Source organism: Hymenobacter endophyticus (assembly GCF_032464715.1).
Taxonomy (GTDB): Bacteria; Bacteroidota; Bacteroidia; order Cytophagales; family Hymenobacteraceae; genus Hymenobacter; species Hymenobacter endophyticus.
Genome location: NZ_JAWDJT010000002.1, coordinates 431204 through 452677 on the forward strand (window position 1 = coordinate 431204; position 21474 = coordinate 452677).

The following is a 21474-nucleotide window of genomic DNA, read 5'->3' on the forward strand; positions in this document are numbered from 1 at the left end:
CATGAGCAAGCAGCTGGCCCCCGTCTTCCGCGCCTACGTCCGCCGCCAGCCCGCCCCATGGTGGCGCTGGGACTGGCAGACCCGGGTACTGCAGGTACCGCACCGCTCCAATCCGCACGAGGGCGAAAGCCTGAGCCGCTTGCTGGCTATGCAGAGCGCCATTCGAAACGCTGCCTTCTGGCAGCCTAAACCTTAATCCGGCGAAGGGGCCGGCCGCCGACTGGCCCCATCTTTTCTCACCCCAACCCCCACTGCCTTATGGCTACTGCCACCAAAACCCCCAAAGCCCCGATTGTAGAAGCTGCTACACCACCTGCCGTTGCCGAAGCTATGGCTCTTGCCGCCGCCCCGGCTTACCTCGTTGACAAAGTAGACGAGGCCACCGGCGAGGTGGTGCAGGTGCCACGCTTCCGCTACCTGCCCGGCCACCCCCGCCAGGTCCGGTTTGATGCCAAAGCCGGCCAGTTCAATATCGGCGGCATCACACCGCTGGGTAGCTCCCTGAGCTTCATCCCGCTGGCTTGGCGCGTGTTCCAGGACGATATTCTGAACATGGGCCGCAAGCTCTGGGCGGAACTGTTTTTCGCCGACGACAAGGGTGCCGTCTGTGCCGTGCTCTTTCACGGCTACAGCGTCGAAAACCTTTATCGGTTGATTGAGCCGCTGTTTTACGACGACCTTACGCTGGCCGACGTGGTAGTGAAGGTGCAGGCCGAGAAGAAGGAGACGACCAAGGACGGCAAGAAGGCCACCTACTACATTGCTCAATTCAGCTACGAGCCCGCCGACCCGCAGGAGGTAGCTGCCCGCCGCGACTTCGCCCGCGACTTTGCCATCTGGCGTCAGGAAACCTGCACTGCTACCGCTGATCTGCGCATCAGCCACGGCTACACCGTACCCGCCCCGGAACTGCCTGCCGAAACCCTCGAATCGGAAACCCAGCAAGCCGCCTGAGCCCACCAGCCCCCGACCCACCAAGGTCGGGGGCCACCCGGCCGCACCCTGTTCCATCCTATGGATTCCGCCCTGGAAATTCCGCAGCTGGTCGTGCACCAGCCCGCCCGCGACGAAACCGAGGCTGCCCAGCTTACCGGGCTGGCCCGGCTCGTCGAAGCCGCCGCCCCCTTGCCCGACCTGCGCGACCTGGCCCCGGCCGTGCGCGAGCTGTTTCCGCCCCCAACCTACCTGGTCGGCTGTGGCGGGGCCCACATCTGGCTCCACCGCGCCGGCGAAACCCAACGCCTAGCCTTTATCTGCTAACTCCAACTCCTGGCTTCTAACTCCTAGCTCCTCTAACCATGTTTCACAGCCTTCAGTCTTACCCCGACCTCACCCAGACCCAGCACCGGGCCCTGCCGCACGTCAGCAATACCGACCTCTCTGACCTGAAAGGGCAGGTGCTGGGCCAGCTGCGCGCCCTCAACCCGCAGGCCCTGGCCTACGGCACCGCCTTCCACGCCGCCACTCTCGAGCCAGCCACCTACGCCCGCACCGACGAGCGCGGCGTCCGCTGGGCTGACCTGGAAATGCTGGCCCGCCGGGTGCGCCGCCAGCGCTACTGCCGCGACCTGCTGTACCGGGGCACCCCCGAACTGACCCACACGGCCGTGCACACCGAAACCGGTATTGCGGTGAAAGTGCGCCCCGACCTGCTCGTGCGCAGCCGCGCCGGCCGCCGCCTCACCCTCATCGACTTCAAGACCACCAGCTGCCCCGACCGCGCCCGGTTCCTTGCCACCATCGAGCAGTACGACTACGACCGGCAGGCGGCTTTCTATTGCGACGTGCTACAGGCCGACCGCTTCCTCATCATCGGCGTGCAGAAGAAAGCCCCCCACGACCTCTGGGTAGTGGAAGTAAGCGCTGATGCCGCCCTCATGGAGCAGGGCCGCCGCAAGTATCGCCGGCTGTTGCGGGCCTACGCCGGGCAGCCGGCTTTCCCCCAACCCGGCGGCCAGCTGGCCGCGCGAGCAGCCGCCTAATCCCGATTCCACTTCTTCTCTACCATGGCAACCTTCCAAATCTTCCACAGCAGCGGCCAGTACTGGTACCGCCTGCGCGCCGACAACGGCGAAATCGTCCAGTCCGGCGAAGGCTACACCACCAAAGCCAGCTGCCGGCACGGCATCCGGTCGGTGCGGGCCAATTGCCGGCCCGAGCACTTCAAGTGCTTCTTCACCGCCGGCCAGTATGGCTTCAACCACGTGGCCGCCAACGGTGAAATCATCGGCCGCAGCGAGAAGTACACCACCGCCCAGGCACGTGACTACGGCCTGCAGGTAGTGTTGCAGGCCGCTCCTTCCGCCCACGTTGAAGACCTGAGCTAGCAGCGGAAGTGTTCAACAAGCAAAGCCCCGTCAGCATACCGCTGACGGGGCTTTGCTTGCAGTGAGCTATGGACAATCAGCACCTTGAATTGTGCAACAGGCTGTTGCACAATTTGACTCAACCCTAGCTGAGAGCAATTTGGCAGCAGACTGCTGCAAAAATTACGACTGCCATTTCATTCGGTGCCAGCTCAAAAACTCCGGATAGAGCAGTAAGCCATGGAAGACGTGGCGCCAACTACAAGCGCCGACGCCGTTGTACAGCCAGCCGCCGAATAACTCGATATCTTGCTACTGCGAGTCAGAGACCTATATATATCTAGGCATCAAGGCTGCCTAATGTCAGCTATCTATACCCTCGTTTCGTCAATCCAATAATCCAACATAACGCAACGCCCCTGTCGGTGCAATTCGCTTCTTACAAAAGATGGAATGCACCCACAAGGGCATTGCTCTATATTGGGTTACCTACTCCTTGTTGGCCGTGACTTCTTTCGTCAGGGCCTTTTTGTAGCAAGTCCAGGTGCCCGAGCAGAAGCTGGGAGCTGCGTTGCTCATGGGCGAAGCGAGAGTGAGCTCAAATGCGCCGTCCCATTTGTCGGTGCCGGGCTCGCGCAGTGCCAGCTCGAAGGCAACGGCACTGCCGTCTTCGCGGATGTCAGTGAAGGTGCCGGTAACAGGGCGGCGGTTGCTGTCAACCTGGTTCCAGCCGGTGAGCTTATTGCCGTTGACACGTTCAATGTGCAAGGTGAAAGGCTTATCACCGAGCGTACCTTTCCAGGTGCCTACCAGGTCACCGTTAGCTTCCTCTGCGCTTTCAGCGGCTTCTTCTTCCTCAGCCGTCGCCTGGGCACTGCGTACCACCACGGACTCCACTACTATGTCGCCTTTTTTCACCCATCCTACCACGGTTTTTCCGGTGGCAGGAGCAGTGTACGTGGCTTGCACAAAATTATTGACGGTTTCGCCCAGTACCAGTTCGTCCCCGCGGACGCAATACGCTTTACGCTGATCGGCGAGGTCGGCAGTGCTGTAGAAATACGCTTTGGCCGAGCTAACGGTGCCCGTGCGGCCCACCGTTTCTTCGCCGGCGTCAGTGCCAAAAGCAGGAGTGTCGTTGGTGGTGCTGGATTGAACCAGCGACGAGGTTTGCTCGACCTGGGGGCCTGACTCAGTCGCAGCCAGCAACTCATCGGCCGTTGCCCGGGAGGTGGCCATGCTCTTCAACAGGGAAGCTACGGGCGTAAGACTTTGGCGGGAGAAGCCCTGCGCCAGCAGGGCCTTGTCGAGAAGGGCCACGTTGTCCGATGCGCCGGCGTACCACAAGCCCAACTTTGCAGTGAGGGCGGCATCGAAAGCATCTTTCGCATTGTCATCGCCAATAAAAGCGCTGCGCTTTTCGCTTTCTAATTCTTTGGCGCGCTGCCAGCAGGCAGTGTATTCGGTGCCAATCGTGGTCAGCTCTGCCACGAATTTAGCTTTGGTGGAAGCACTTTTGTCTTGGGCATCCACGTATTTCTGCTTGGTATCCTGCTGGGCGGTGAGGTACTGTTTTTCGCAGTCGCAGTACACGGCCGCCATTTTCTGACCGTCAGCCTGCGGATTGCTCTTGATGAAGAAAGCATAGACACCCCAACCAATCAGCAACGCAGCTACCGCCGCGCCTACCACCTTGGCGTTACGATTGAGCCACTCTCCAAACAGCTGTGCGGCGCTGGGGCCGGCCGGTACCCGCGGGGTTACCGGCGCCGGAGCAGCCATCGGCACGTAAGCTTGAGGTTGCACGGGCACGTATCCCTGTGGCTGCATCTGCATGGGCATCATGCCCACAAAATATTCCCGGTTGTATTGGAGGTTGAACGCCTCCTCCGACATAGTCAGGAACTTAATGAAGTGGTAAAACGCAATAAAGGAAGGGATCAGGGTCCAGGAAAATAAAAGGCAGGCAATGCCAGCCCCTACTCGGCCGAGGTAGAAGTATTGGCCACCGAAGGCCCCCAGAAAAAAGGCTAAAAGTGCTGCAGTAGTTTTGTTACGCATAGAATGAGAAAGAGAAGTGATGAGGTAAAAGACGAATGGTACACGTGAAATGCATCCGGCAGACCCGGGTGTTGAGGCCGCACCTCGCCGCCGGCACCGGTTACCAGCCCCCGGATATGCCGCCCCGCTAATGGCTCAGTGAAGCACGCTGCACCTGCTCAACCAGCCCCGGCAGTGGGCCTGACGAATTAGTAGGTGATTGGCTCAGGTTCAGGAGCACTGATCAGGACTCCACGAGAAAGGAGAACCGACTTGATAGTTATTCTGAAGGGCTGATTTCTACTGAAACAGCACCTTCTGTCTGGGCAAGCCCAACAATTCAAACACGTTGGTCCAGTACTGGGTCATGGCATTGTTCTGGGAGTTCTGCACGCCACTGGCCGGAAACAGTACTGTAAGATGATCTACTTTGCTCAATGGGGAGGCACTGCCTAGCCCGTAGATGCTCCGGATCTTCGACACGTCGGCCCGCGCCATCTGCCGGAGTTGCGCGGCGTCGTTGGCCGGGTGCTGCTTGTGAAAGTCCCGTCGCCCTGCGCCGGGCATTGATTCCACCAGGTCACTGACGATGAATACTTGGCAGTTGTCACTGGGGCCGGCACTGCGGAAGAAGGTATCCATGGTAGCCAAGCTTCCCCACACATCCGACGATTCCTGCGTGCGGCTATCGGCCGCAGTGGTGAGCATCTTGCGCAGGGTGGTCTTCATCTGGGCCCGCTCCGCCATCTGCTGCTTTCTCACCTTCAGGCGTGCGCTGCTTTGCGAGGCGCCGCCCAGCTCATCGTAGTTCGCCGGCAGCGCTGCGCGGAGGGCTAGGCGCTGCGGATTCACCTCTGTCTGACTGTGGATGTAGGCCACCCCCAATTCGTCCCCGGCCTGAGCCATGCGGCTGATTTGCTCGGCCACTTTCTGGAAAGCCTTGTCCACGTCAAAGTGGACGCTGCCTGAGCGGTCAATCAGCACCAGAATACGCGTCTTACCGGCTGGCGCAGTTTGCGCCGTGGCAGTCGCAGGCGTCAGCAGCAGGGTGGGCGTCAGCAGCAGGGAACCGCAGCAGAGGGCTCCATAGATGGATGTCAGTAGTTTATTCAATTTCAATGGCTTCCGCCTGTTCGTTTTGGCGGTGACGGGTGTAGTGTTTGGAAATCAGGCGGCGCAGCACCACGTATGGGCGCTTGCCGGTGCGCCGGGCATCCTCTTCCGGCGAAGCGGAGGCAGTGGCAGCGCTACCCTCCAGCGAGTGCGATTCGGCCACGCGCCGGTCGGCATCAGTCACGGAATAGCTCAGCGTACCCTGCAGCTCGTAAATCTCCCCGCGGGCCTTACCATCTCGATACAAACTGCGGTGACGCGCCGCCTGGCAAAGCACCAGTTCCTGCCGGAGCACCAAATCCCGGGCTTGTAGCGCCCCCAGGCGCGTAGTCAGGGTCGGTAAGTCCGCCAACTCCTGGAAGGTGAACAGTAGCAGCTGCTGTTTCTGCTGCTCCTCGGCCAACTGCGTTTCCAGCGCTGTCACCGCTTCCTCCAACGGCAAGCCGCTGCGCACCAGCTTCCGTAGTCGGTTGCGCAGTACAAACTGGCTGCGATGCAGCTTGTTGATGGCCGGAAAAGCAATACCCAGGCACACAGCCCCGGCAATGGCAAACAGCATGGACGCCAACACCAAACTAATCCGCATCGACGTGCTGTCGGCCCGTTTGTTTTCGAGTTCCTGCAACCCAATTTCTATTGTCTTCTGCTCTTTGTCTAGTTCTGTTGTGCTTTGGCTGGCGTTTTCAGCCTCTCCTTTCCGAAGTTGCACATCCAAAAGCTGACTCTCTAGTTCTTCCTTCTGATTCTTAATGCTAGTAGCTTCACTACGGAAATAGCCCATTATGCCCAGGGTCAGCAAAGCCGCCCCGGCAAATACTACCAGTACAGTATGGTTACGCTTTACGTTCTGCTCTCTCTCATAGGGCTTTTCCAGAATCCGATCAATGGCGGGTTTGACAAGAAAAGCTACGAAGGCGAGTCCTACAGCAAATAGCCACGGCTCATACGTCCCCGACAAATTCAGTCCATCCTTCGCAATTTCGTGCATCACGGCAATATCGGCCATGATAAACACGAAGCCCGCCAGCAGATATAGGATGGCCGGGGGCCAGGCGTAGGGCGGCTTTAAGTCTTGCTTGGCCTCGTCGATGGCTACCTGGCTGGCCCGGTTCGCCTGCCGCTTCTCCTCAGCACGCTGTAACTGCAGCTGCAGGGTCTGCTGGCGCGCCTCCGCCTCCAGCCGGGCCTGGGTCAGGCGCAGCCGCTCGCTGGTTACCGTGGCTTTCGTATCGCGCAACTCCTGAATTTCGGTTTCCACCAGATACAGCTGGTGACGGATAAAGCGCAGCTTCTCCGACTCCTCCGCAAACGTTTCGAAGTCCTGGGCCTCAATGCGCAGCAGCCCGTTGGTAAAGCCGTGGTCATAGGCCCGGAAGGAGTACGACTGGGTGTCGTTGGGCTCCGAGTTCTGGACCGGCGTGTGGGCGGGTAATACGGTTACCGCCGTAGTTTCCCCCGTCGGAACAGGGGGGTGCTCGCTACCGATGGTAGCGGTGTTCTCTTGCTCTGCCATCTGAAATGGTAATTCGGGAATACGGGCGCCGTGCCGGCCCGGGATACTTAGTTGGCCTGCTCAGGACGGACGCTCAGCACTTCCTCCAGCGTCAGCACGCCGCGGGCTTCATTGGCCAGGATGTATTCGCTGCGGAACAGCTCCTGCTTGGTCAGGCACTGCAGCCGCAGCTGCTCGGCGTCGGGCAGCAGGTCGCGCTTCTCTTCCAGCACGCGGGCCGCCTCCGTGCGCGCTTTCAGCACTTGCTCATCTTCCGCCTGCAGCTTAGTGAGTTCCGCCAGCCGGCGCTTGCGCCATTTGCGCTGCCGGAAGTTGTCGCCCACCGCCCGCAGGCTGGCCGTTACCCGCACGATGTTGTTGAGAAACCCTTTGCCCGTGAACAGGAAGGCAAAAAACAGGAACAGGTACATGGCCACACCCTGGGCGGGCGTGTGGTCGGGCCAGCCCCAGACTACGGCCAGCAGAGCCGTTACGGCCGGCACGCCCACTTCCTCCAGCATCACCTTCCACTGCTCCGGGGGCCGGGCCGCTTCGGTCTCAGCGCTGGCCTCCCCGGACTCAGTGCCCGCATTGGGGCGGTTGCCCGCGTACAGAAAGGAGCCGCGCTGGAATAAGCTCAGCATCCCAAAGCCGTATACCCCGGCCACAATCAGCCCGGTGTGCCGGGGCCAATAGGGCTTCAGCCAGTCGTAGAGCAGAAAGTACACCAAGGCGATGACGCCGCCGTAGAGCACCATGCCCACGGTAGCCCGCAGAAAGTCGTGTGCCGCCAGCGTCAGGCGTGTGTGCAGCTCCTGCCACTCCCGTCGGCGCTCCTGCATAAGTTCCTGCTGCTGACTCAGGGACTGCTGGGCCGTTTCCAGCCGTTCCTCGGCCAGCCGACACTCCTGCTCGGCCTCCCGGATCTGCCGGGCGAAGTAGTGCTCAATAACGGCCAGCTTGGCGGCCACGTCGCCCCCGCTCATGCCGAAGAGTACCCCCTCGTCCCGCAGCAGGCCGTCATTCTCAATCCACCGCTGCTCATCGGCACCGTTGCTGGCCTTAGCAGTTTTAGTCGGGTCTGTCATTGAGGTGGCCGCCACTGGCAGTACAGCCACAGGATCGGCTGAAGCAGCCTCTACACTGGGGTTCTCAATCAGTGCTTCATTAGCAGCATGCTGACGACGCCTCCAAAAGGGTAGTTTTATCTTCATATAGTAAAATGTATATTTTAAGAGCTACTAGCTCAGCCGGAAACAATAGTCACTGCTTGTCTATGCCAATGCCCCGCAAGATAGTGAGCCCTTGCATTTATGGAAGACAAAACTTGCACATACCGCCTATAAAACGTTCCAGCACTCCTTGGTTTCGTCCACAAAACCCGTTCGGCCATGATACCCGAAATCACCCTCACCTTCACCGACGAGCAAAAGGCCCAGCTCGAGCAGGCCATCCAGCAGGAAATAGCGCACCAGGTGGCCACCATTCTGTCCCGCCTGCCACTGCCCGATGTCATGTTCTCCTTCCCCCAAGCGGCCAAGCTGCTGCAGCTGCACACCGAAACCGTTCGTTCCTATACCAAGCTGCCCGTCGGCCACCCCCGCCGCCTGCGCTACATCGACTGCACCGGCAGCTCCCGCGGCCAGCGCATCACGTCGGCCGAGCTGTTGGACTGGCAGCGGCGCAACCACGCCGACACCCTGCAGGAATCCTTTTTCATGAAAATAGCCGAGCGTCGCGCCCGCGCCGCTGCCCGCCGGCAACGGCCGCCGACGGTCTAGTAGCGGTTACGCATTCATTTCCGCCCAGCGCAGTACCTTGCCCGCTATCCAATCGGGCTCCGGTCCGCATCGTGTCTTATTTCTCCTGAAGTATCCGGTATGAACTGGTTGCGTAAGCTGCGCGGACTCCTATTGCCCGCCCCTTCCCCGAATCCAACCCCGGCCGCGCTGCCGGCCAGCCCCCGGCCCCCGGAGTCCGTGCTGCGGCAGGAGCTGCTGCTCCAGCTGCCCGCCCAGTTCGGTAAGGTCCGGGTGGTGCCGGGCGCTACCCATCTCGATTTGGAACCCTACGGGCTGACGCTCGAGTGGCAGGTACTCGACCAGGCCCGCCACGCGCCCACCCCCGAGCGGTCAGCCATCGTGATGCTCACACTCGGCTTCCGCCTCAGCCACCCGCAGTTCTTTCCCACCGGCATAGTCGAATGCCTGGCCGGTATCGGCACCGACGATACCGACGCCATCCGCAAAGGAGTAAATAATTTTTGCCAGGGACTGCTGGCCCTGGTGCTGGACGGCCTCGACGGCCACCATCAGCCGGCCCTAAATATCGTGGACGCAACGGGTCAGGTGCAGTGGCACCCGCTCACCGGGCTGGTGCAGGTGCAGGGCAGCTGGAGTGCCCGCATAGACGACGTGGATGAGCAGCACTACTTCGAGCTGCTGCGGCCCCACCTGAGAGACCAACTCATGCCCCAGCCATTTCACTGGCTCAAGCTCTACGCCAGCCGCCAACCCGACGGCGAGTTCATCGGCGAATGCCACTGGAACAACGAGCCCTGGGACGAGGGCCTGCAGCTGCTGGCCCAGGATACCCAGCACTGGCCCGACCCGGGCACCTTCGCCGGCTGGAAACAGTACCTGCTCTTCCGCCACTGCGGCAGCGGGGATACTCAGCTGCCATTCCTGTAGGAGCGGCCCGCTTGGCCATACGCTGCACAAATACGCCTTAGGTGGTAAGCACCTGCCACTCTTCCTTCTCTTTGTGCTTGTTGTAGCTCAGCACCGCTCGCCCGCTTACTTGCTCCCCATCCTGCCAGCCGTGCCGGGTAATCAGGTGCGGCGCCAAGAAAAAGCTGTCCACAAATCCGAAGCCCTTGGCGTGCAGCCGCAGCGGCCCGGCAAATTCCCGGTGGATAGCAGCGTCGGGCTGCTCGGTGGTTTTTGCGGCGACCATAACTGAATACAGGGTACTGCCGTCCTTTTCGCGGGCCTGCAGGCGTAGCTGCACGGCATCACCGGCCGTCAGCCCCATCAGGCCAAAATCAGCCGCCGCAAACGACAGCCGCAGACCGGGGCGTACCGTTACGAAGATGCGGGCCTGGTCGGCCGTGCTTCCCGTCACTACACCCACCTGCGCCGGCAGCGAGTCCCAGGCCTGGCCCGCCGGGCGTTTCTGTACCTGCAGTACCCGCGGCTTACCATTCACCAGCTCACTGCGCACCTGCAGCGGAGTGCCCACCGGCAGCTTGGCTACCCACTTGAACCGGCGCAAGGGCACCGGCAGGGCGCGGGGTGATCCAGCAGCGCTGGGCGGCAGCAGGTATACCGCTCCCGGTTTGTCAGGCGCGTCGGCCCGTACCGACTGTAGCACTACCGGCTGCCACGGCAAATCCCCGTATACAGCGGCCTCGGCGGTTTCCAGCCATTGGCGACGGGCATCCGCAGCTGGTACCGGCGGGTACTGGGCCAGTTTTCCCTGCAGGCTGAGCATCTCGCCCCGCACGGGCCACCCCTCAGCCTTCGTAGTTTCCTCAGCTTTCTGCAGTTGCCAGCTAGCTTCTCCTGGCTGCACTTCCTGCAGCCGACTGGCCAGCTGCAACCGCAGGCTCCGCACAAATTTTTCCTCGACTCCACACGTCGTAGCCCGGTAGTAGCAGGCCGTGGCGGTGGCCGCATCAGTTGCATCCAGGGTTTCTGCCAGCAGCCGCCAGGCCCAGAATTCACTGCTTTTTCTCCGCACTACGGGCAGTAGCACCGCCAGCGTAGTCGGTAAATCTTCACCCAGGGCTGCCAAAAGCTTAGCCCGCCGGTAGTCCAGCCAGCTGTACTTTGGATAGTCAGCCGCCAACTGCTCCAGCCGTGGCAGCAAAGCATCCACACTCACCCGCGTCTGCGCGGCTATTGCCTGTCCTGTCGTCTGCAACCAGGCCGGGGCACCAGGCTGCCGCCCCATCTGCAGCCGGTCGATGAGCTGCGCGGCGTAGGTACCGTACGCCGTTTCGGCCACGGCCGGCAAGTTCACCGGTTTGCTTGCCCCGTTGGGGGTAAAGGACTCCTGCTCGAAATCTTCTGGCCGTAGCGTTTCCAGATTCCACCAGGCCCACCACGTGAGGGGCAGATGCTCTTTGCACTTCAGCGCTGCCTGCAGCAGCACCGAACGGCCTTTCGAGGGCTGCGCTCCAACAGGCACGGTGGTCAAGGCGGTCAACAGCTCACTGATAGCCTCACCCGGAACGGGCTGCCGCTTGCTGAGCGCAGCCAGTAGCGCCCGCATCTCCCAGAATAGCTGCTCGTCGCGGCCGGGGTGCGGCGGCAGGGCCAGATTCGCCAGCTTGCGCAGGCAGCGGCTGGCCGCCGCGGCATCGGCTTCGGCCACGGCCTTTTTCAGGTAGGCCAGCATGACCAGGTGCATTTCCGTCTGTGCCACTGCACTGGCCGGGTATTGCGTCAGGTATATTTCCGCCTGGGTAAAGGCGGCTTTCAGCTGCCCTGCCCGGCAGAGGTCAAGAATCGAAGACATACAATAGGGTACTGATTAATTCAACTCCTGCAGCAATTCGTGCACCTTCGCCAGCAACTCCGCCGAGTCGTGCTGATCCACTCGCACCCCGGTGATGCGCCCCTTCTTGTCGTGGTCGAAGATGAGGTTGGCCCGGCCGTCTTCGTGCTGCAGCTGGTAGTGGGCAGCGTAGGGCTTGTGGCGCACGCATAGAATGCTGATACCGGCAGCGGCAGCGGCTTCGGCCAACAGCTCGTGGTAGGCCGCCAGAGTCGGCGAGGCTGCGGCATCAAACTGCACCGGTACGGCGGCCGCCGCCGCCGGTAGCGGGGCGCGCAGCTGTTGCACAGCTTCCTGCGTCAGCTCACTGGCCGGCCCAGTGGGCTGCACCGAGCTGAAGGGCACCGAGTCTTTATAGTACACCGTCACCTGCCCGCGCTGCTCCCCGCGCCGCAGCTGGTAGCGCAGGCCGTACTGCACCTGGGCCACCTGCTCCACCTCCGCACCCGCGTCGGTGAGCTGGCTGGCCACGCGACGCACCTGCTGCAGCTGCGTCGGCGGCAGGCTGCGGATGCCCAGCCGGGTTTCCAGCTCGGCCAGCTCATCAAACTGTGCCGTCTGCTCCCGCACCACTTCCGCGAACAGCGGCACAGACGTGGGCAGGGGCGGCTTGGCTTTGGGGTCAAACAGCCGCATATCCTCCCAGGGGGTGAAATCCTGGTCGTTGAGCAGATATACCTGCCGGCTGGCCCGCGTCAGGGCCGTATACACCCAGCGGAAGTAGTGCGCGTGGCGGCGCCCACTGAAGCCCGCAAAGTCAATGAAGGCCGTTTGCCAGGTGCCGCCCTGGGCTTTATGGCAGGTAATGGCGTAGCCGTATTTGGCCCGCAGCGCGTGAAAGTGCCCGTCCAGCTTCAGGAAGTTGCTGAACTCCGGGTGCCGTTCGTCAAACCCGTGCTGCTCCCGGCAGCGCCGCACGGCGTCGATGTAGAGTGCCTTTATCTCGTTGGCCCCCAGTGCCCGCTCGGGGCTAGTCAGGAAGTTATCCAGCAGCAGCCGGTCCACCTCATAGGTGCTGCCGTTGGGCCGAGTGAAGCGCAACTGCACCGGCCGCCAGGTCAGCGGCACGTACACCGGCGTCTTGTTCACGTGGATGCGCACCTGCCGGGTGTAGGGCATGCCGGCCGACAGCACCGTGGCGAAATCCCCATTGTAGATTGGCTCCCCCTCATGGAGGTAGTTGTTCTGCGTGATGATCAGCCGGTCACTTTCGACGATGTCAATCTGTTCGGGGAAGAAGTGCCCCCGCACCAGTTCGTTGTATTTCCGGGCCAGGTTGTTGGAGTAGGTAATGATAATAGCCCGGTCCGCCGCATCCGGCCCACCGCCCGCCGCCAGGTAAGCCGGCAGCAGCTGCCCCGGCGCCACGTCCTGCAAGTCGGCCGAGCGACGCAGACGTAGCCCGGCAAAGTAGCCCCGCCGCAGCGCGTCGCGCACGGTGGTGGCGTTGGCCAAGATACCGCTGTCTGTCTGCTGGCGCACCACGTCGGTCAGTTCCACCTCGCGCACCGGCACGCCGGCTTCTCCACCCAGCCGCTGGCTCAGCTCGGCCGCATCCAATGCCAAAGAGTCCCGGTCGCCCACGGGCGGCAGCTGGGCCCGGTCGCCCACCAACAGCAGCTTATAGCCATTCTGGGCCGTGGGCCGCACGTAGCGCAGCAGATCCGCCAGCAGGTGCCCGCTCCCCAACCGGAAAAACTCCGACTCGCTGAACGCGTCGCCCACCATCGAGGCCTCATCCACCACGAACACCGACCCAACAGGGTAATCATTGTTGGCCAGCCCGAAGTAGAACTTAAACGACTTGTCCGCGTCGTCCTTGCCCGTCTGCAGGGGCTTCAGGTGCGAGAAGTCATAAATACCCCGGTGAATGGTGTTGGCCTCCCGCTGGGTCTGCTGCCGCAATACTCCCGCCGCCCGACCCGTTGGCGCCAACAGCACCGCCGGCTGCTGCAGCTCCTCTAGCAGGGTCTTCAGCAGGAACGTCTTGCCCGTACCCGCGTAGCCCCGTAACAAGAATACCGGCTCATTGGGGTTGCGCAGGAACTGGCGGAACGATGTGATGGCGGCTTGTTGGGCAGAGGTGAGTGTAATCATTCGCAGCAGTATCTAATTTTTACTTCGCAGTTGATTATGAACGAATAATTATACAGGGTAAGTTGAGGTAATTATGTCACGCAAATATTCTATTACTCTTAATGGGATTTTCAAGTATGACTCGTGATTTGTTGCAAAGTCGCTTAAGTCTCTGTTTATCAGCTCGCTTTCATCAAATGAAAGACCATGACTGTCCCCATTTCTCAACTCTCTGCATTTGTCAAAAAGCGACTTGTCTATTGAGTCTCTTAAATTTCTATATGGTGTAACTAGCCTATTGAACTCATTCTGATAGTAATCTGATACCATTCTTATTTTGTTAAGTAAAGCCACTGTGTAATACCCGTTTTTCTGTTCTATAAAATAGAAAGAAAGTTTATTTCTTCTTTTTAAATCATCAATAACATTCTTTTTTTGTATTAAAAAATTAGTCATTGTTTCTATTTGTTGGAACAGGCTTTTACAAGCAAGTGGATACTCGCCATTTGATAATGCTTGACGATACTTTGCGTAACATTCGCACAAAAAATCATTCTCAACTTGAGGAAGTGTAGTTCTATAAAAATCTTTAGCTTGCTTCTGGTGCTGTGCAGAGAGTACACATAAACGGTTATTTATACTAGTAAAAGCCTCTTCGATTACAGAAAATCTGCTTTCCGCAATGAAATGCTCGTCCATTGCATTTAATAGTTGATCTGTAAGATCTTCAGCTAATTCTGGGTTTGAAGAAGCAACTTGTGTGATTTCCAGAAGTGCTTGCTTGAAAATATCTAGCTTACTCATTTTAGTTTACCGAGTAGTGCTGAGAATTTGGTGCGAATTATTTGCTCTTTCAATGCGAATAGTGCTTGCTTATACGCGACATCATCTTTTCCTCTTACCATCCCCAAATAAGCAATTTTCCCTGCCAGCACCTTCTCCAGCTTAGGAATATTTCCTTTGTATCGAGCGTGCGCCTTACCGCCGCCATACTTCTTGCGCATTACTTCCGAAGCCGCCGCATATCCATGTTTCTGCCACATGTGCAGCAGAAAACGAATATCCTGCATGAACTCACGCGGCACGTTCGGCCGCTCGTTCACCACCACGCCAGTTACTTCCTGGCGGACTTCAGGCGTCTGCAGGCGCTGTTTGGCTGGGTTCTGCTCGTAGCCCTCGTCCGCCAGAATAGAGTTCAGTTCAGCGTGGAAGCTGGGCGTGAAAGCCGGCCGCTGGCTTGAGAAGGTAATGTCGTCGGCGTAACGGGTGTAGAGGCAGCGGTGTTGCTTAGCCAGGGCGCGCAGTTTGCGGTCCAGCCACACGCACACCACGTTCGTGAGCAGGGGTGAGGTGGGGGTGCCCTGCGGCAGGCTGCCCTGGTCGCAGCACAGGTTGGCAATCAGGTGTGCCGCCTCCTTGGGCAGGTTGAAGGGTGCCAACTGCAGCACCTTCAGCACCCGGCCTACCCGTGTGCTCGGGAAAAAGTCCTTCAGGTCCAGGTTCAGCACAAAGCGGCGACCGGCGTGAGGCTGGGCGTTGGTCAGCACGCTCCGGCCGGGCACGAAACCGTGGGCGGCCTCGTCGCAGGTCGTAAACGTGGCCGTGAGGCACAGCAGCAGCAGCCGCTGAATGCGCAGCAGGCCTTGCTCGGGGGCCTTGATGTCGCGGAACTGCCCGCGGGTGCGCTTAGGCACCTGAAATGTGCGGTACCGTTCCTTTTTGTGGTGGGCGTAGTATAGCAGCAGCCCTGGTGCCACCGTCTTGGTACTGCCTTTAGGGTGCTGCTTCTGGTGCAGCTCTAGCGCCGCGTTCAGCACCCGCGCCAACGAAGTGGCATCCGTTACTGCTCGGAAATGCTCTGCCAGTTCCGTCAGCTCCGTCGCCGCCGGCAGCGCCGGCTGGTAGCCGGGCTTCACCAGTTGCAGCCAGCCGTTCTTAACAAGAAAGCCAGCCAGCGGCTCGCCCAACTGATCAGCTGGGGTACCGGCGGCGGGCTCGTTCTCGTTGGGCGGAAGGGGGAGTTGGTCAGGCGTTTCGGCCATGGAAATAGAAAGCAAACAGAATAAAGCCCAATGAAAATACCTGCAGGTGTTCTTCTAGGCCTGATACAAAATGATCAGACAAAAACTCAATCCAGAGCAGACAATCAATAGTCAAATCAATAATCAACTCAATCAATTAATCAATAAAATCAATTGATGAGCCGGTTATGACTGCCATTGGGCCCACTGCCGAGGCAGCGGGTGACGTGCACGGCCCAGCGCCGTACGAGGTAAAAAACCCGATTGCAGGTACTTTCAAAGAGCGTGACGGCTGCCCCAACTGGGCAAGCCTGATAATGCATAGCGAACCTTGTGGCGCAAAGACGCTATTAGTGGTGGGAAATCCTAGTATCCCATGGCGTCGCGCAGCGAGTCGAAGTCGCCGTTGAAGTCGTCGTAGTCGCCGTACTGCCCATCGGTCAGCGCGTCGAACGTGTCCCGGTCAGCGTCATCCCTACTGTAGTAGTCGCCCGAGTCGTAGGAATCGTAGTCGTCCTCCGCTTCCTGCTCCCGCGCCAGCTCAGCCTGCAGCTGGCGTTCCTTCTCGTCCAGCTTCTGCCAGGCGGCACCGGTCATCTGCTCACGCAGCTTCGGGAACTGCTGCTGCCAGGCTTCCACGTCGGCCCGCTGCAGGGCAAAATGGTCGAGCACCTGCAGGCAGAAATTGAGGTAGCCGGGGTTTTCAGCCAGCACTTCCGCTACAGTCTGGCCCTGGTGGCGGCCGAAGGTGAACACGGTATCGAGAGTATAGAAGCGCATAGTCGTCAGCCAGTTGGTGGAAGAGTGAAACAAAGCACGGCCGGCCCACTGCAGGATTGCTGCATTGCCGAAAAAAATTATCCTTGGGTCAGAATAACCCGTGCCCCGCGGCACCGGAAGCATACGCCGGCTTCCACGTGCCGGAACTCCGGCAGTTGGCCCCGCCCCTGGCAGCGCGGGCAGGTGATGCTGCGAACAGAGGGCAGGCTATGGGCGGCGGCGACGGGCTGATTTTGCGGCATTGGCACGGGGTTTTGTGTATCGTTGCGACAAACTTCCGCCCCGCCAATGCAGGATTGCTGCATCGGAAAAAAATCTTTCCATTTTTTTATGTCTATCAGTAATCAGCTCATCCGCTACCGCACGCTCGACCGATGCTTCCAACGCCGGCACCACGGCCCTTGGTCCAAAGAGGATCTGATTGAAGAGCTCAGTGCTGCCCTGCGCGAAGAGTCCAGAACTGCCCAGAGCGTCAGCCCGCGCACCCTGGCCGAAGACATCCGCAACATGCGCAACGGCATCGGCGGCGAAGAACCCGCCCCCATCGTCTGCGACGCCGACGGCTACTATTACGAAGACCCGAACTTCAAATACTTCCTGAGCCCGGTCACCGCCGAAGAAACCGAGGTACTGCAGCAGGTGCTGCTGGTGCTGCAGCAGTTTCAGGGCCTGGGCCTGAATGGACCACTCGACAAGCTGGTGCGCCGCGTGAAGAAAAACCTGCGCCAGGAACGCCCCGCAACCACCCCGGCTATCGAGTTCGAGCAGGTGCCCGCCTATACCGGCACGCAGCACCTGCAGGCTCTGCACCGGGCCATCCACCACCGCCAGGTGTTACAGCTTACTTACCAATCCTTCGACGCCGCCCGCAGCTGGCAGGAAACAGTGCATCCCTACCTGCTGAAGCAATACAACCACCGCTGGTTTCTGATTGGGCTGGCCTCCGGCCGGACCGGCATCAGTAATTTCGCCCTTGACCGGATTCTGGTCGTGGAACCTGCGGCCGCTCCGGCCTTCCAGCCGCCCGCCACCGACCTGGCCGCCCGCTTCGCCGAAATCATCGGCGTAACATTTCCAGACGGGGAACCGGTGCAGGAGGTACACCTGCGCTTCTACCACGACCGTGGCCAATACGCGCGCACCAAGCCCCTGCATCCCAGCCAGCAGATTACCCTCCATGACGGCGAAATACTGGAGCTGCGCCTGCGCCTTCGGCTTAACCGGGAGTTGGAAACCCAGCTGTTGGCCTTCGGGGAAGATGTGGAAGTCCTGGCCCCCGCCGCCCTGCGCACCCGCCTCCACGACCGCCTGCGCTCCGCCCTGACCCGCTACTAAGTTTCAACTATGTAAAGGGAAACAGAAACGGCCAGCCTCGCTATGAGGCTGGCCGTTTCTTTGCCACTTAGGGTAGCCGAATCAGCTACCCATCTACCTGCTCCCGCGCGAGGGTCGGCGGGGGCACGTTGTCAATCACCTGCGGCGGACTGGGCACCACGATAACAATCGGGGTACCCGGAGCCGCCTCCCCGAACAGCGGATTATCGGGCAGCGGCTGCCCACCGTTGCCGTCCGGCACCTGATTGAAGATGATCAGCTCCTCGCCCGGGGTGCTGCCGGCCAGTGCCGTCGTCAGTTGGGCCGGGGTGATGAGCTGCTGCAGATCATGCACCAGAATGGTCTGCGTGCTGACGTCCACGTTGTAGAGCTGATTCAGCGCGTTCATCTGCGCCGCCGCGTCCTGGCCCACGCCCAGCGCATCGGCCAGCTTCTGAGCGTAGCGCCGGGCCTTCGTATCAGCCGAGGCCCGCAGCCGGATAGCCCGTTTCATGCGGGTGCGGAATTGTCGTTGGTAAGGGGTGAGAGAAGCCATTGAAGTAGTAGTGAGATGTGAGTACTGAGTAGTGAGTACCGGTAGTAATGGGTGGGGAAGCCGTGAATAGTGGGTACCGGTAGTAGCCTCGTCGAACGACACTCACTACTCAATACCCACTACTGCCTTAGCCCACCGCCACCACGCTCAGGGCGTTGTAGGCGTTGCTGTTCAGCGGGTAGAACTTGCCGTTCAGCTGCTGGAAGAAGTCCACGCCCACCGCCACAATCAGCGACTCATCGGCCGCGGCGGCGCGCACCAGCTGCAGGGCTTCGGCCGGGCGCAGGGCGTTGTCCAGCGGCAGCTCCACGGTGCTGGCCTCGGCGCTGGCCACCGTGCCCGTCTCGAAGTTGATGGCCCCCACGGCCGCCGTGATGCGGTAGTGGGTGGCGCCCTGCGGGGCGGCCACGTCGCGCGAGGGGTTCAGCTCACCCAGGTTCACCGTGTGGTTGCCGGTGGCCCGGTCCAGCGTGGTCTGCACGCTGCCGTAGTAGGTGCCCGAGAAGGCCGAGCCCGCGTTGAAGTCGAAGCCCACCAGCGTCGGCAGGTTCTCCGGCAGAATCTGCCGGCCGCCCCGGTCGCTGTCCTCGTCCAGGTTCAGGATTTCCTTCATCTTCTGGGCCAGGCGCGACACCATCAGGCGGTCGGAGGCCAGCACGACCGCGCGGCGCAGGGCGTCGCGCACCAGCTTGCCGGCCTTGGCCGCCGTGCTGAACTCGCTGGCGTTTTCCCGCACGCGCTGCATTGAGGCGGACGAGTTGAATTGGCTCTTGTTGGAGCCCTGTTTCTGACGCACCGTGCCGTCCTTGGCGAAAACAACGCCGCCCACGGTGCCACTGATCTGAATTACGCCGGTCTGACGTGCCATAGTGGTAGGGGTAAAAGGTGAGAAATGAGTTGCTGGCTGCTTTCACTACCGGCCCCTACCAGGGGCAGCCACCCCAGTAATGCCGCTCGATTTCTGTGTCAGGGGCCACGTCCTTGGCCCCGCTTAACTTCTCAAGAACACATAAAGAAGTTATTACTTCACAAATATGCGAAATATATTCTTTTTATGAACCAAGTAGAAAACGACCTCTCCCTGGTTCAGCATAAACTGGCCGCTTCACCCTTCTGCATGGCCTCCGTCCTGGCTTCAGCATGGCTCAAGTATGGCTGCAGTATGGCTGAGGTATGATATCCGGGGCCTTCACGCCCCCTGGAAGCAGGGCCATGCCCGCATTCGGGGTGTGGCGGAAGTGGCGGGTTTCTTCTGCCAGGTACCGGTCGCGCCGCTCATCTTGTTTTGTGAATCCCCTGCGCCATCCAGTATCTTGGGCGGCTAATCACCTTAATCGAGTGTATTGATGTATAAAAAACTACTTATCACATTCCTTATCGGCCTCTACGGCCACCTGTCATTCGGCCAGAACTATATCTACCGCGGCACCAGCAAATTCGAATCAACTCCCTCTTACGATTTTGCGTGTGGCAGCTGCCCGATGGGCGGTGGCACTCTCAAGGTCAGCATTGCCCGGACGGACGCCGGCGGACTGCTGCTGCTCACCACCAGCACGCCTTTCTCCCATGAGCGGATTGCAGGTACCGTGCTTGTTTATCTCGCGGACGGATCAATCATCACCTGCACCGACAAAGGCGTCAAAGACCGCCTCGATGGGAATAGCATGGCTCTGTACGCGTTTACGGCAGCGGAAATGGAGCAGCTTATGGCCAGCAACGTCTACAAGATCCGCTTCTCCATCAGAGACTACATGATGAACAGCTCGGAGAACCTTTCAGCTGTAAACGAGGAGGACTATTCCTACGACCACGAACCCAAATACGACGTTGCCCAGGATGTAGCCGGCCTGTACGGCCAGGTAGGAAGCAGCGAGACCGAAAGCAGCGAGCCGGCGAGCGACGAGGCCGAGAACGACTAGCCCCACTCCGTCCCTCCTGTGCTCCTCTCACTGACTACCGGCCCCGTTGCGGCGGCCTTCTACTTGGTGGCTCCGGCCTTGGCCGTACTCCTGGCCGCCTGGTTTTTCGTTCGAAAACCTATCCTCAAAGCCCTGCTCATCATTCCCGCCGCCGGGTATGGCTTGTGGCAGGTCGCGAACCTCGTCGATGACCTCGGCGGCTACCGGGCCCGGCGTCACTATGCGCAGGTCCAAAAGGCATTGCGCCGCCCCGCTGAATGGGACCGGATAACGCAGCTGAGCGGAGAGCAGGCCATCATTGCCGCTTCCCTCACGGCGGAAGGCCTGGCCGACTACGCGGCCCGCTTCCCGGCTAGCCGCCAGGAAAGCCGGCAGCTCACCGAAAACCTGCTGCTCGTGCTCACGGGCCCCGGTCACTGCCCCTTCGAAAACGTATTCGACACTACCGCCTGGGCTACGCGGGAGCATAACCTGTACCTGAGCCACCTCAACGTGGTGCTGGGCTGCTACGCCCGCCTGGGCACCGCTTCGCCCACGGCCCAGCCCCGGCTCCGGTATCAGCAGCTCCACGACCAGCTTACCCGCTACCTGATCCGGCGGCTGAGCGCGGCGCTCGGCCACAACGCTCCTTCCTACGGGGACAACGGCGGCATGCTGTGGGTGGCCGACAATGCCGTGACGCTGCACAGCATCTACCTGCACAACACAGCTACCCCGCCCAGAGCGGCCACTCTATTGAGCGAGGAATGGGTGCGCCATTTGCTGCGAACTGCCACCCACCCGTCCGGCCTGCCGCTCTCCGAGCTCTGCGACCAAGTGGAACCCCGCGGATGCGCCAATGCCTGGATGGCCAAGTACGTCCGCACCTACGCCCCCGCCTACTCCCGCCAGCTGTGGGAGCAGCACAAACAGACGATGAAGCGCAACTTCGGCATGGCGGCCGGCTTCCGTGAGTACCTGCCGCAGTCCACGCTGCAGCCTGACTATGACTCCGGGCCCATTGTGTTCGGACTGGGAGCTGCTGCCACCGGATTGGCCCTATGCGGCGCCCGCTACCAGGGCGACTACTACACGTATTACCAGATTCTGAACGCCGTGCAGCTCACGGAGGCCGCCCTACGCTGCCTCAGCCTGCTTGCGCCGGGTGATGAGTGGGCCCAGGCTGCCGACAGCTGGCTGGCTCAGGCCATCCAGTTCAACGCGGCCGCGCACCTCACCACCGACTGAAAGCCCAGCCTAGTGCGCGGGCAGCGCACTCACCGCAAAAACGCCCCCCAGTCCGGCGGGCCGTTGGTAG

At 60.5% G+C, this 21474-nt stretch carries 21 protein-coding genes; 10 read left to right on the forward strand and 11 right to left on the reverse strand.

Features of this window, described 5'->3' with window-relative positions:
- Position 1 precedes the first annotated feature (1 nt).
- The 5 genes from ROI90_RS04195 (at position 2) to ROI90_RS04215 (ending at position 2327) form a co-directional block, all read left to right on the forward strand.
- Complete coding sequence (locus tag ROI90_RS04195) at positions 2 to 196, forward strand: hypothetical protein (RefSeq protein ID WP_315997078.1); 195 nt, start codon at positions 2 to 4, stop codon at positions 194 to 196.
- 62 nt (positions 197 to 258) lie between these two features.
- Complete coding sequence (locus tag ROI90_RS04200; protein WP_315997079.1) at positions 259 to 954, forward strand: hypothetical protein; 696 nt, start codon at positions 259 to 261, stop codon at positions 952 to 954.
- 60 nt (positions 955 to 1014) lie between these two features.
- On the forward strand, positions 1015 to 1260 hold the full coding sequence (locus ROI90_RS04205) for a hypothetical protein (RefSeq protein WP_315997080.1): 246 nt from the start codon (positions 1015 to 1017) through the stop codon (positions 1258 to 1260).
- A 38-nt stretch (positions 1261 to 1298) separates the two neighbouring features.
- Positions 1299 to 1982, forward strand: a complete 684-nt coding sequence (locus ROI90_RS04210; RefSeq protein ID WP_315997081.1) for a PD-(D/E)XK nuclease-like domain-containing protein — start codon at positions 1299 to 1301, stop codon at positions 1980 to 1982.
- 24 nt (positions 1983 to 2006) lie between these two features.
- Entirely contained in the window at positions 2007 to 2327 is a 321-nt protein-coding gene (locus ROI90_RS04215; RefSeq protein WP_315997082.1) for a YegP family protein, read from the forward strand.
- Positions 2328 to 2795: 468 nt separating this feature from the next.
- Here ROI90_RS04215 and ROI90_RS04220 read toward each other — a convergent pair whose 3' ends face one another.
- From ROI90_RS04220 to ROI90_RS04235, 4 genes are all read right to left on the reverse strand, one after another.
- Positions 2796 to 4367 (reverse strand): TM2 domain-containing protein, encoded by a 1572-nt coding sequence (locus tag ROI90_RS04220; RefSeq protein WP_315997083.1) that lies wholly within the window; start codon positions 4365 to 4367, stop codon positions 2796 to 2798.
- A 279-nt stretch (positions 4368 to 4646) separates the two neighbouring features.
- A complete protein-coding gene (locus tag ROI90_RS04225; protein WP_315997084.1) occupies positions 4647 to 5459 on the reverse strand; it encodes a hypothetical protein in 813 nt (270 codons plus the stop codon).
- Positions 5452 to 6972: a hypothetical protein gene (locus tag ROI90_RS04230; protein ID WP_315997085.1), complete on the reverse strand. Its 1521-nt coding sequence runs from the start codon at positions 6970 to 6972 to the stop codon at positions 5452 to 5454. The genes ROI90_RS04225 and ROI90_RS04230 overlap by 8 nt, the downstream gene beginning before the upstream one ends.
- A 47-nt stretch (positions 6973 to 7019) precedes the next feature.
- A complete protein-coding gene (locus tag ROI90_RS04235) occupies positions 7020 to 8039 on the reverse strand; it encodes a hypothetical protein (protein WP_315997086.1) in 1020 nt (339 codons plus the stop codon).
- Positions 8040 to 8342: 303 nt separating this feature from the next.
- Here ROI90_RS04235 and ROI90_RS04240 point away from each other — a divergent pair, with 303 nt between their 5' ends.
- Entirely contained in the window at positions 8343 to 8732 is a 390-nt protein-coding gene (locus ROI90_RS04240; protein ID WP_315997087.1) for a hypothetical protein, read from the forward strand.
- A gap of 99 nt (positions 8733 to 8831) precedes the next feature.
- Positions 8832 to 9641: a DUF6348 family protein gene (locus tag ROI90_RS04245; RefSeq protein WP_315997088.1), complete on the forward strand. Its 810-nt coding sequence runs from the start codon at positions 8832 to 8834 to the stop codon at positions 9639 to 9641.
- A 37-nt stretch (positions 9642 to 9678) separates the two neighbouring features.
- Here the strand turns inward: ROI90_RS04245 and ROI90_RS04250 are convergent, their stop codons facing one another.
- The 5 genes from ROI90_RS04250 to ROI90_RS04270 form a co-directional block, all read right to left on the reverse strand.
- Positions 9679 to 11472, reverse strand: coding sequence for a DUF7017 domain-containing protein (locus ROI90_RS04250; RefSeq protein WP_315997089.1), 1794 nt, complete (start codon positions 11470 to 11472; stop codon positions 9679 to 9681).
- 15 nt (positions 11473 to 11487) lie between these two features.
- Entirely contained in the window at positions 11488 to 13608 is a 2121-nt protein-coding gene (locus ROI90_RS04255) for an ATP-dependent DNA helicase (protein WP_315997090.1), read from the reverse strand.
- A 48-nt stretch (positions 13609 to 13656) separates the two neighbouring features.
- A complete protein-coding gene (locus ROI90_RS04260) occupies positions 13657 to 14391 on the reverse strand; it encodes a hypothetical protein (RefSeq protein ID WP_315997091.1) in 735 nt (244 codons plus the stop codon).
- A complete protein-coding gene (locus ROI90_RS04265) occupies positions 14388 to 15629 on the reverse strand; it encodes a reverse transcriptase domain-containing protein (protein ID WP_315997092.1) in 1242 nt (413 codons plus the stop codon). The genes ROI90_RS04260 and ROI90_RS04265 overlap by 4 nt, the downstream gene beginning before the upstream one ends.
- Before the next feature lie 345 nt (positions 15630 to 15974).
- Positions 15975 to 16388, reverse strand: coding sequence for an exodeoxyribonuclease X C-terminal domain-containing protein (locus tag ROI90_RS04270; RefSeq protein ID WP_315997093.1), 414 nt, complete (start codon positions 16386 to 16388; stop codon positions 15975 to 15977).
- 330 nt (positions 16389 to 16718) lie between these two features.
- On the opposite strand from ROI90_RS04270, the gene ROI90_RS04275 reads away from it, so the two are divergent.
- The gene (locus ROI90_RS04275) at positions 16719 to 17723 is read left to right on the forward strand and encodes a helix-turn-helix transcriptional regulator (protein WP_315997094.1); all 1005 of its coding nucleotides are present in this window, start codon (positions 16719 to 16721) and stop codon (positions 17721 to 17723) included.
- 85 nt (positions 17724 to 17808) lie between these two features.
- Here ROI90_RS04275 and ROI90_RS04280 read toward each other — a convergent pair whose 3' ends face one another.
- On the reverse strand, positions 17809 to 18258 hold the full coding sequence (locus ROI90_RS04280) for a hypothetical protein (RefSeq protein WP_315997095.1): 450 nt from the start codon (positions 18256 to 18258) through the stop codon (positions 17809 to 17811).
- Between the two features lie 127 nt (positions 18259 to 18385).
- Complete coding sequence (locus ROI90_RS04285) at positions 18386 to 19126, reverse strand: hypothetical protein (protein WP_315997096.1); 741 nt, start codon at positions 19124 to 19126, stop codon at positions 18386 to 18388.
- A 478-nt stretch (positions 19127 to 19604) separates the two neighbouring features.
- On the opposite strand from ROI90_RS04285, the gene ROI90_RS04290 reads away from it, so the two are divergent.
- Complete coding sequence (locus tag ROI90_RS04290) at positions 19605 to 20177, forward strand: hypothetical protein (RefSeq protein WP_315997097.1); 573 nt, start codon at positions 19605 to 19607, stop codon at positions 20175 to 20177.
- A gap of 18 nt (positions 20178 to 20195) precedes the next feature.
- Positions 20196 to 21404 carry a hypothetical protein gene (locus tag ROI90_RS04295; RefSeq protein ID WP_315997098.1) on the forward strand — a complete coding sequence of 403 codons (1209 nt, stop codon included), beginning with the start codon at positions 20196 to 20198 and terminating at the stop codon, positions 21402 to 21404.
- Positions 21405 to 21474 lie beyond the last annotated feature (70 nt).

Bases quoted from the DNA above. Each gene is read 5' to 3' on its own strand.
- ROI90_RS04195 (WP_315997078.1), top strand. From the start codon at position 2: ATGAGCAAGCAGCTGGCCCCCGTCTTCCGCGCCTACGTCCGCCGCCAG.
- ROI90_RS04200 (WP_315997079.1), top strand. From the start codon at position 259: ATGGCTACTGCCACCAAAACCCCCAAAGCCCCGATTGTAGAAGCTGCT.
- ROI90_RS04205 (WP_315997080.1), top strand. From the start codon at position 1,015: ATGGATTCCGCCCTGGAAATTCCGCAGCTGGTCGTGCACCAGCCCGCC.
- ROI90_RS04210 (WP_315997081.1), top strand. From the start codon at position 1,299: ATGTTTCACAGCCTTCAGTCTTACCCCGACCTCACCCAGACCCAGCAC.
- ROI90_RS04215 (WP_315997082.1), top strand. From the start codon at position 2,007: ATGGCAACCTTCCAAATCTTCCACAGCAGCGGCCAGTACTGGTACCGC.
- ROI90_RS04220 (WP_315997083.1), bottom strand. From the start codon at position 4,367: ATGCGTAACAAAACTACTGCAGCACTTTTAGCCTTTTTTCTGGGGGCC.
- ROI90_RS04230 (WP_315997085.1), bottom strand. From the start codon at position 6,972: ATGGCAGAGCAAGAGAACACCGCTACCATCGGTAGCGAGCACCCCCCT.
- ROI90_RS04235 (WP_315997086.1), bottom strand. From the start codon at position 8,039: ATGACAGACCCGACTAAAACTGCTAAGGCCAGCAACGGTGCCGATGAG.
- ROI90_RS04240 (WP_315997087.1), top strand. From the start codon at position 8,343: ATGATACCCGAAATCACCCTCACCTTCACCGACGAGCAAAAGGCCCAG.
- ROI90_RS04245 (WP_315997088.1), top strand. From the start codon at position 8,832: ATGAACTGGTTGCGTAAGCTGCGCGGACTCCTATTGCCCGCCCCTTCC.
- ROI90_RS04250 (WP_315997089.1), bottom strand. From the start codon at position 11,472: ATGTCTTCGATTCTTGACCTCTGCCGGGCAGGGCAGCTGAAAGCCGCC.
- ROI90_RS04255 (WP_315997090.1), bottom strand. From the start codon at position 13,608: ATGATTACACTCACCTCTGCCCAACAAGCCGCCATCACATCGTTCCGC.
- ROI90_RS04260 (WP_315997091.1), bottom strand. From the start codon at position 14,391: ATGAGTAAGCTAGATATTTTCAAGCAAGCACTTCTGGAAATCACACAA.
- ROI90_RS04265 (WP_315997092.1), bottom strand. From the start codon at position 15,629: ATGGCCGAAACGCCTGACCAACTCCCCCTTCCGCCCAACGAGAACGAG.
- ROI90_RS04270 (WP_315997093.1), bottom strand. From the start codon at position 16,388: ATGCGCTTCTATACTCTCGATACCGTGTTCACCTTCGGCCGCCACCAG.
- ROI90_RS04275 (WP_315997094.1), top strand. From the start codon at position 16,719: ATGTCTATCAGTAATCAGCTCATCCGCTACCGCACGCTCGACCGATGC.
- ROI90_RS04280 (WP_315997095.1), bottom strand. From the start codon at position 18,258: ATGGCTTCTCTCACCCCTTACCAACGACAATTCCGCACCCGCATGAAA.
- ROI90_RS04285 (WP_315997096.1), bottom strand. From the start codon at position 19,126: ATGGCACGTCAGACCGGCGTAATTCAGATCAGTGGCACCGTGGGCGGC.
- ROI90_RS04290 (WP_315997097.1), top strand. From the start codon at position 19,605: ATGTATAAAAAACTACTTATCACATTCCTTATCGGCCTCTACGGCCAC.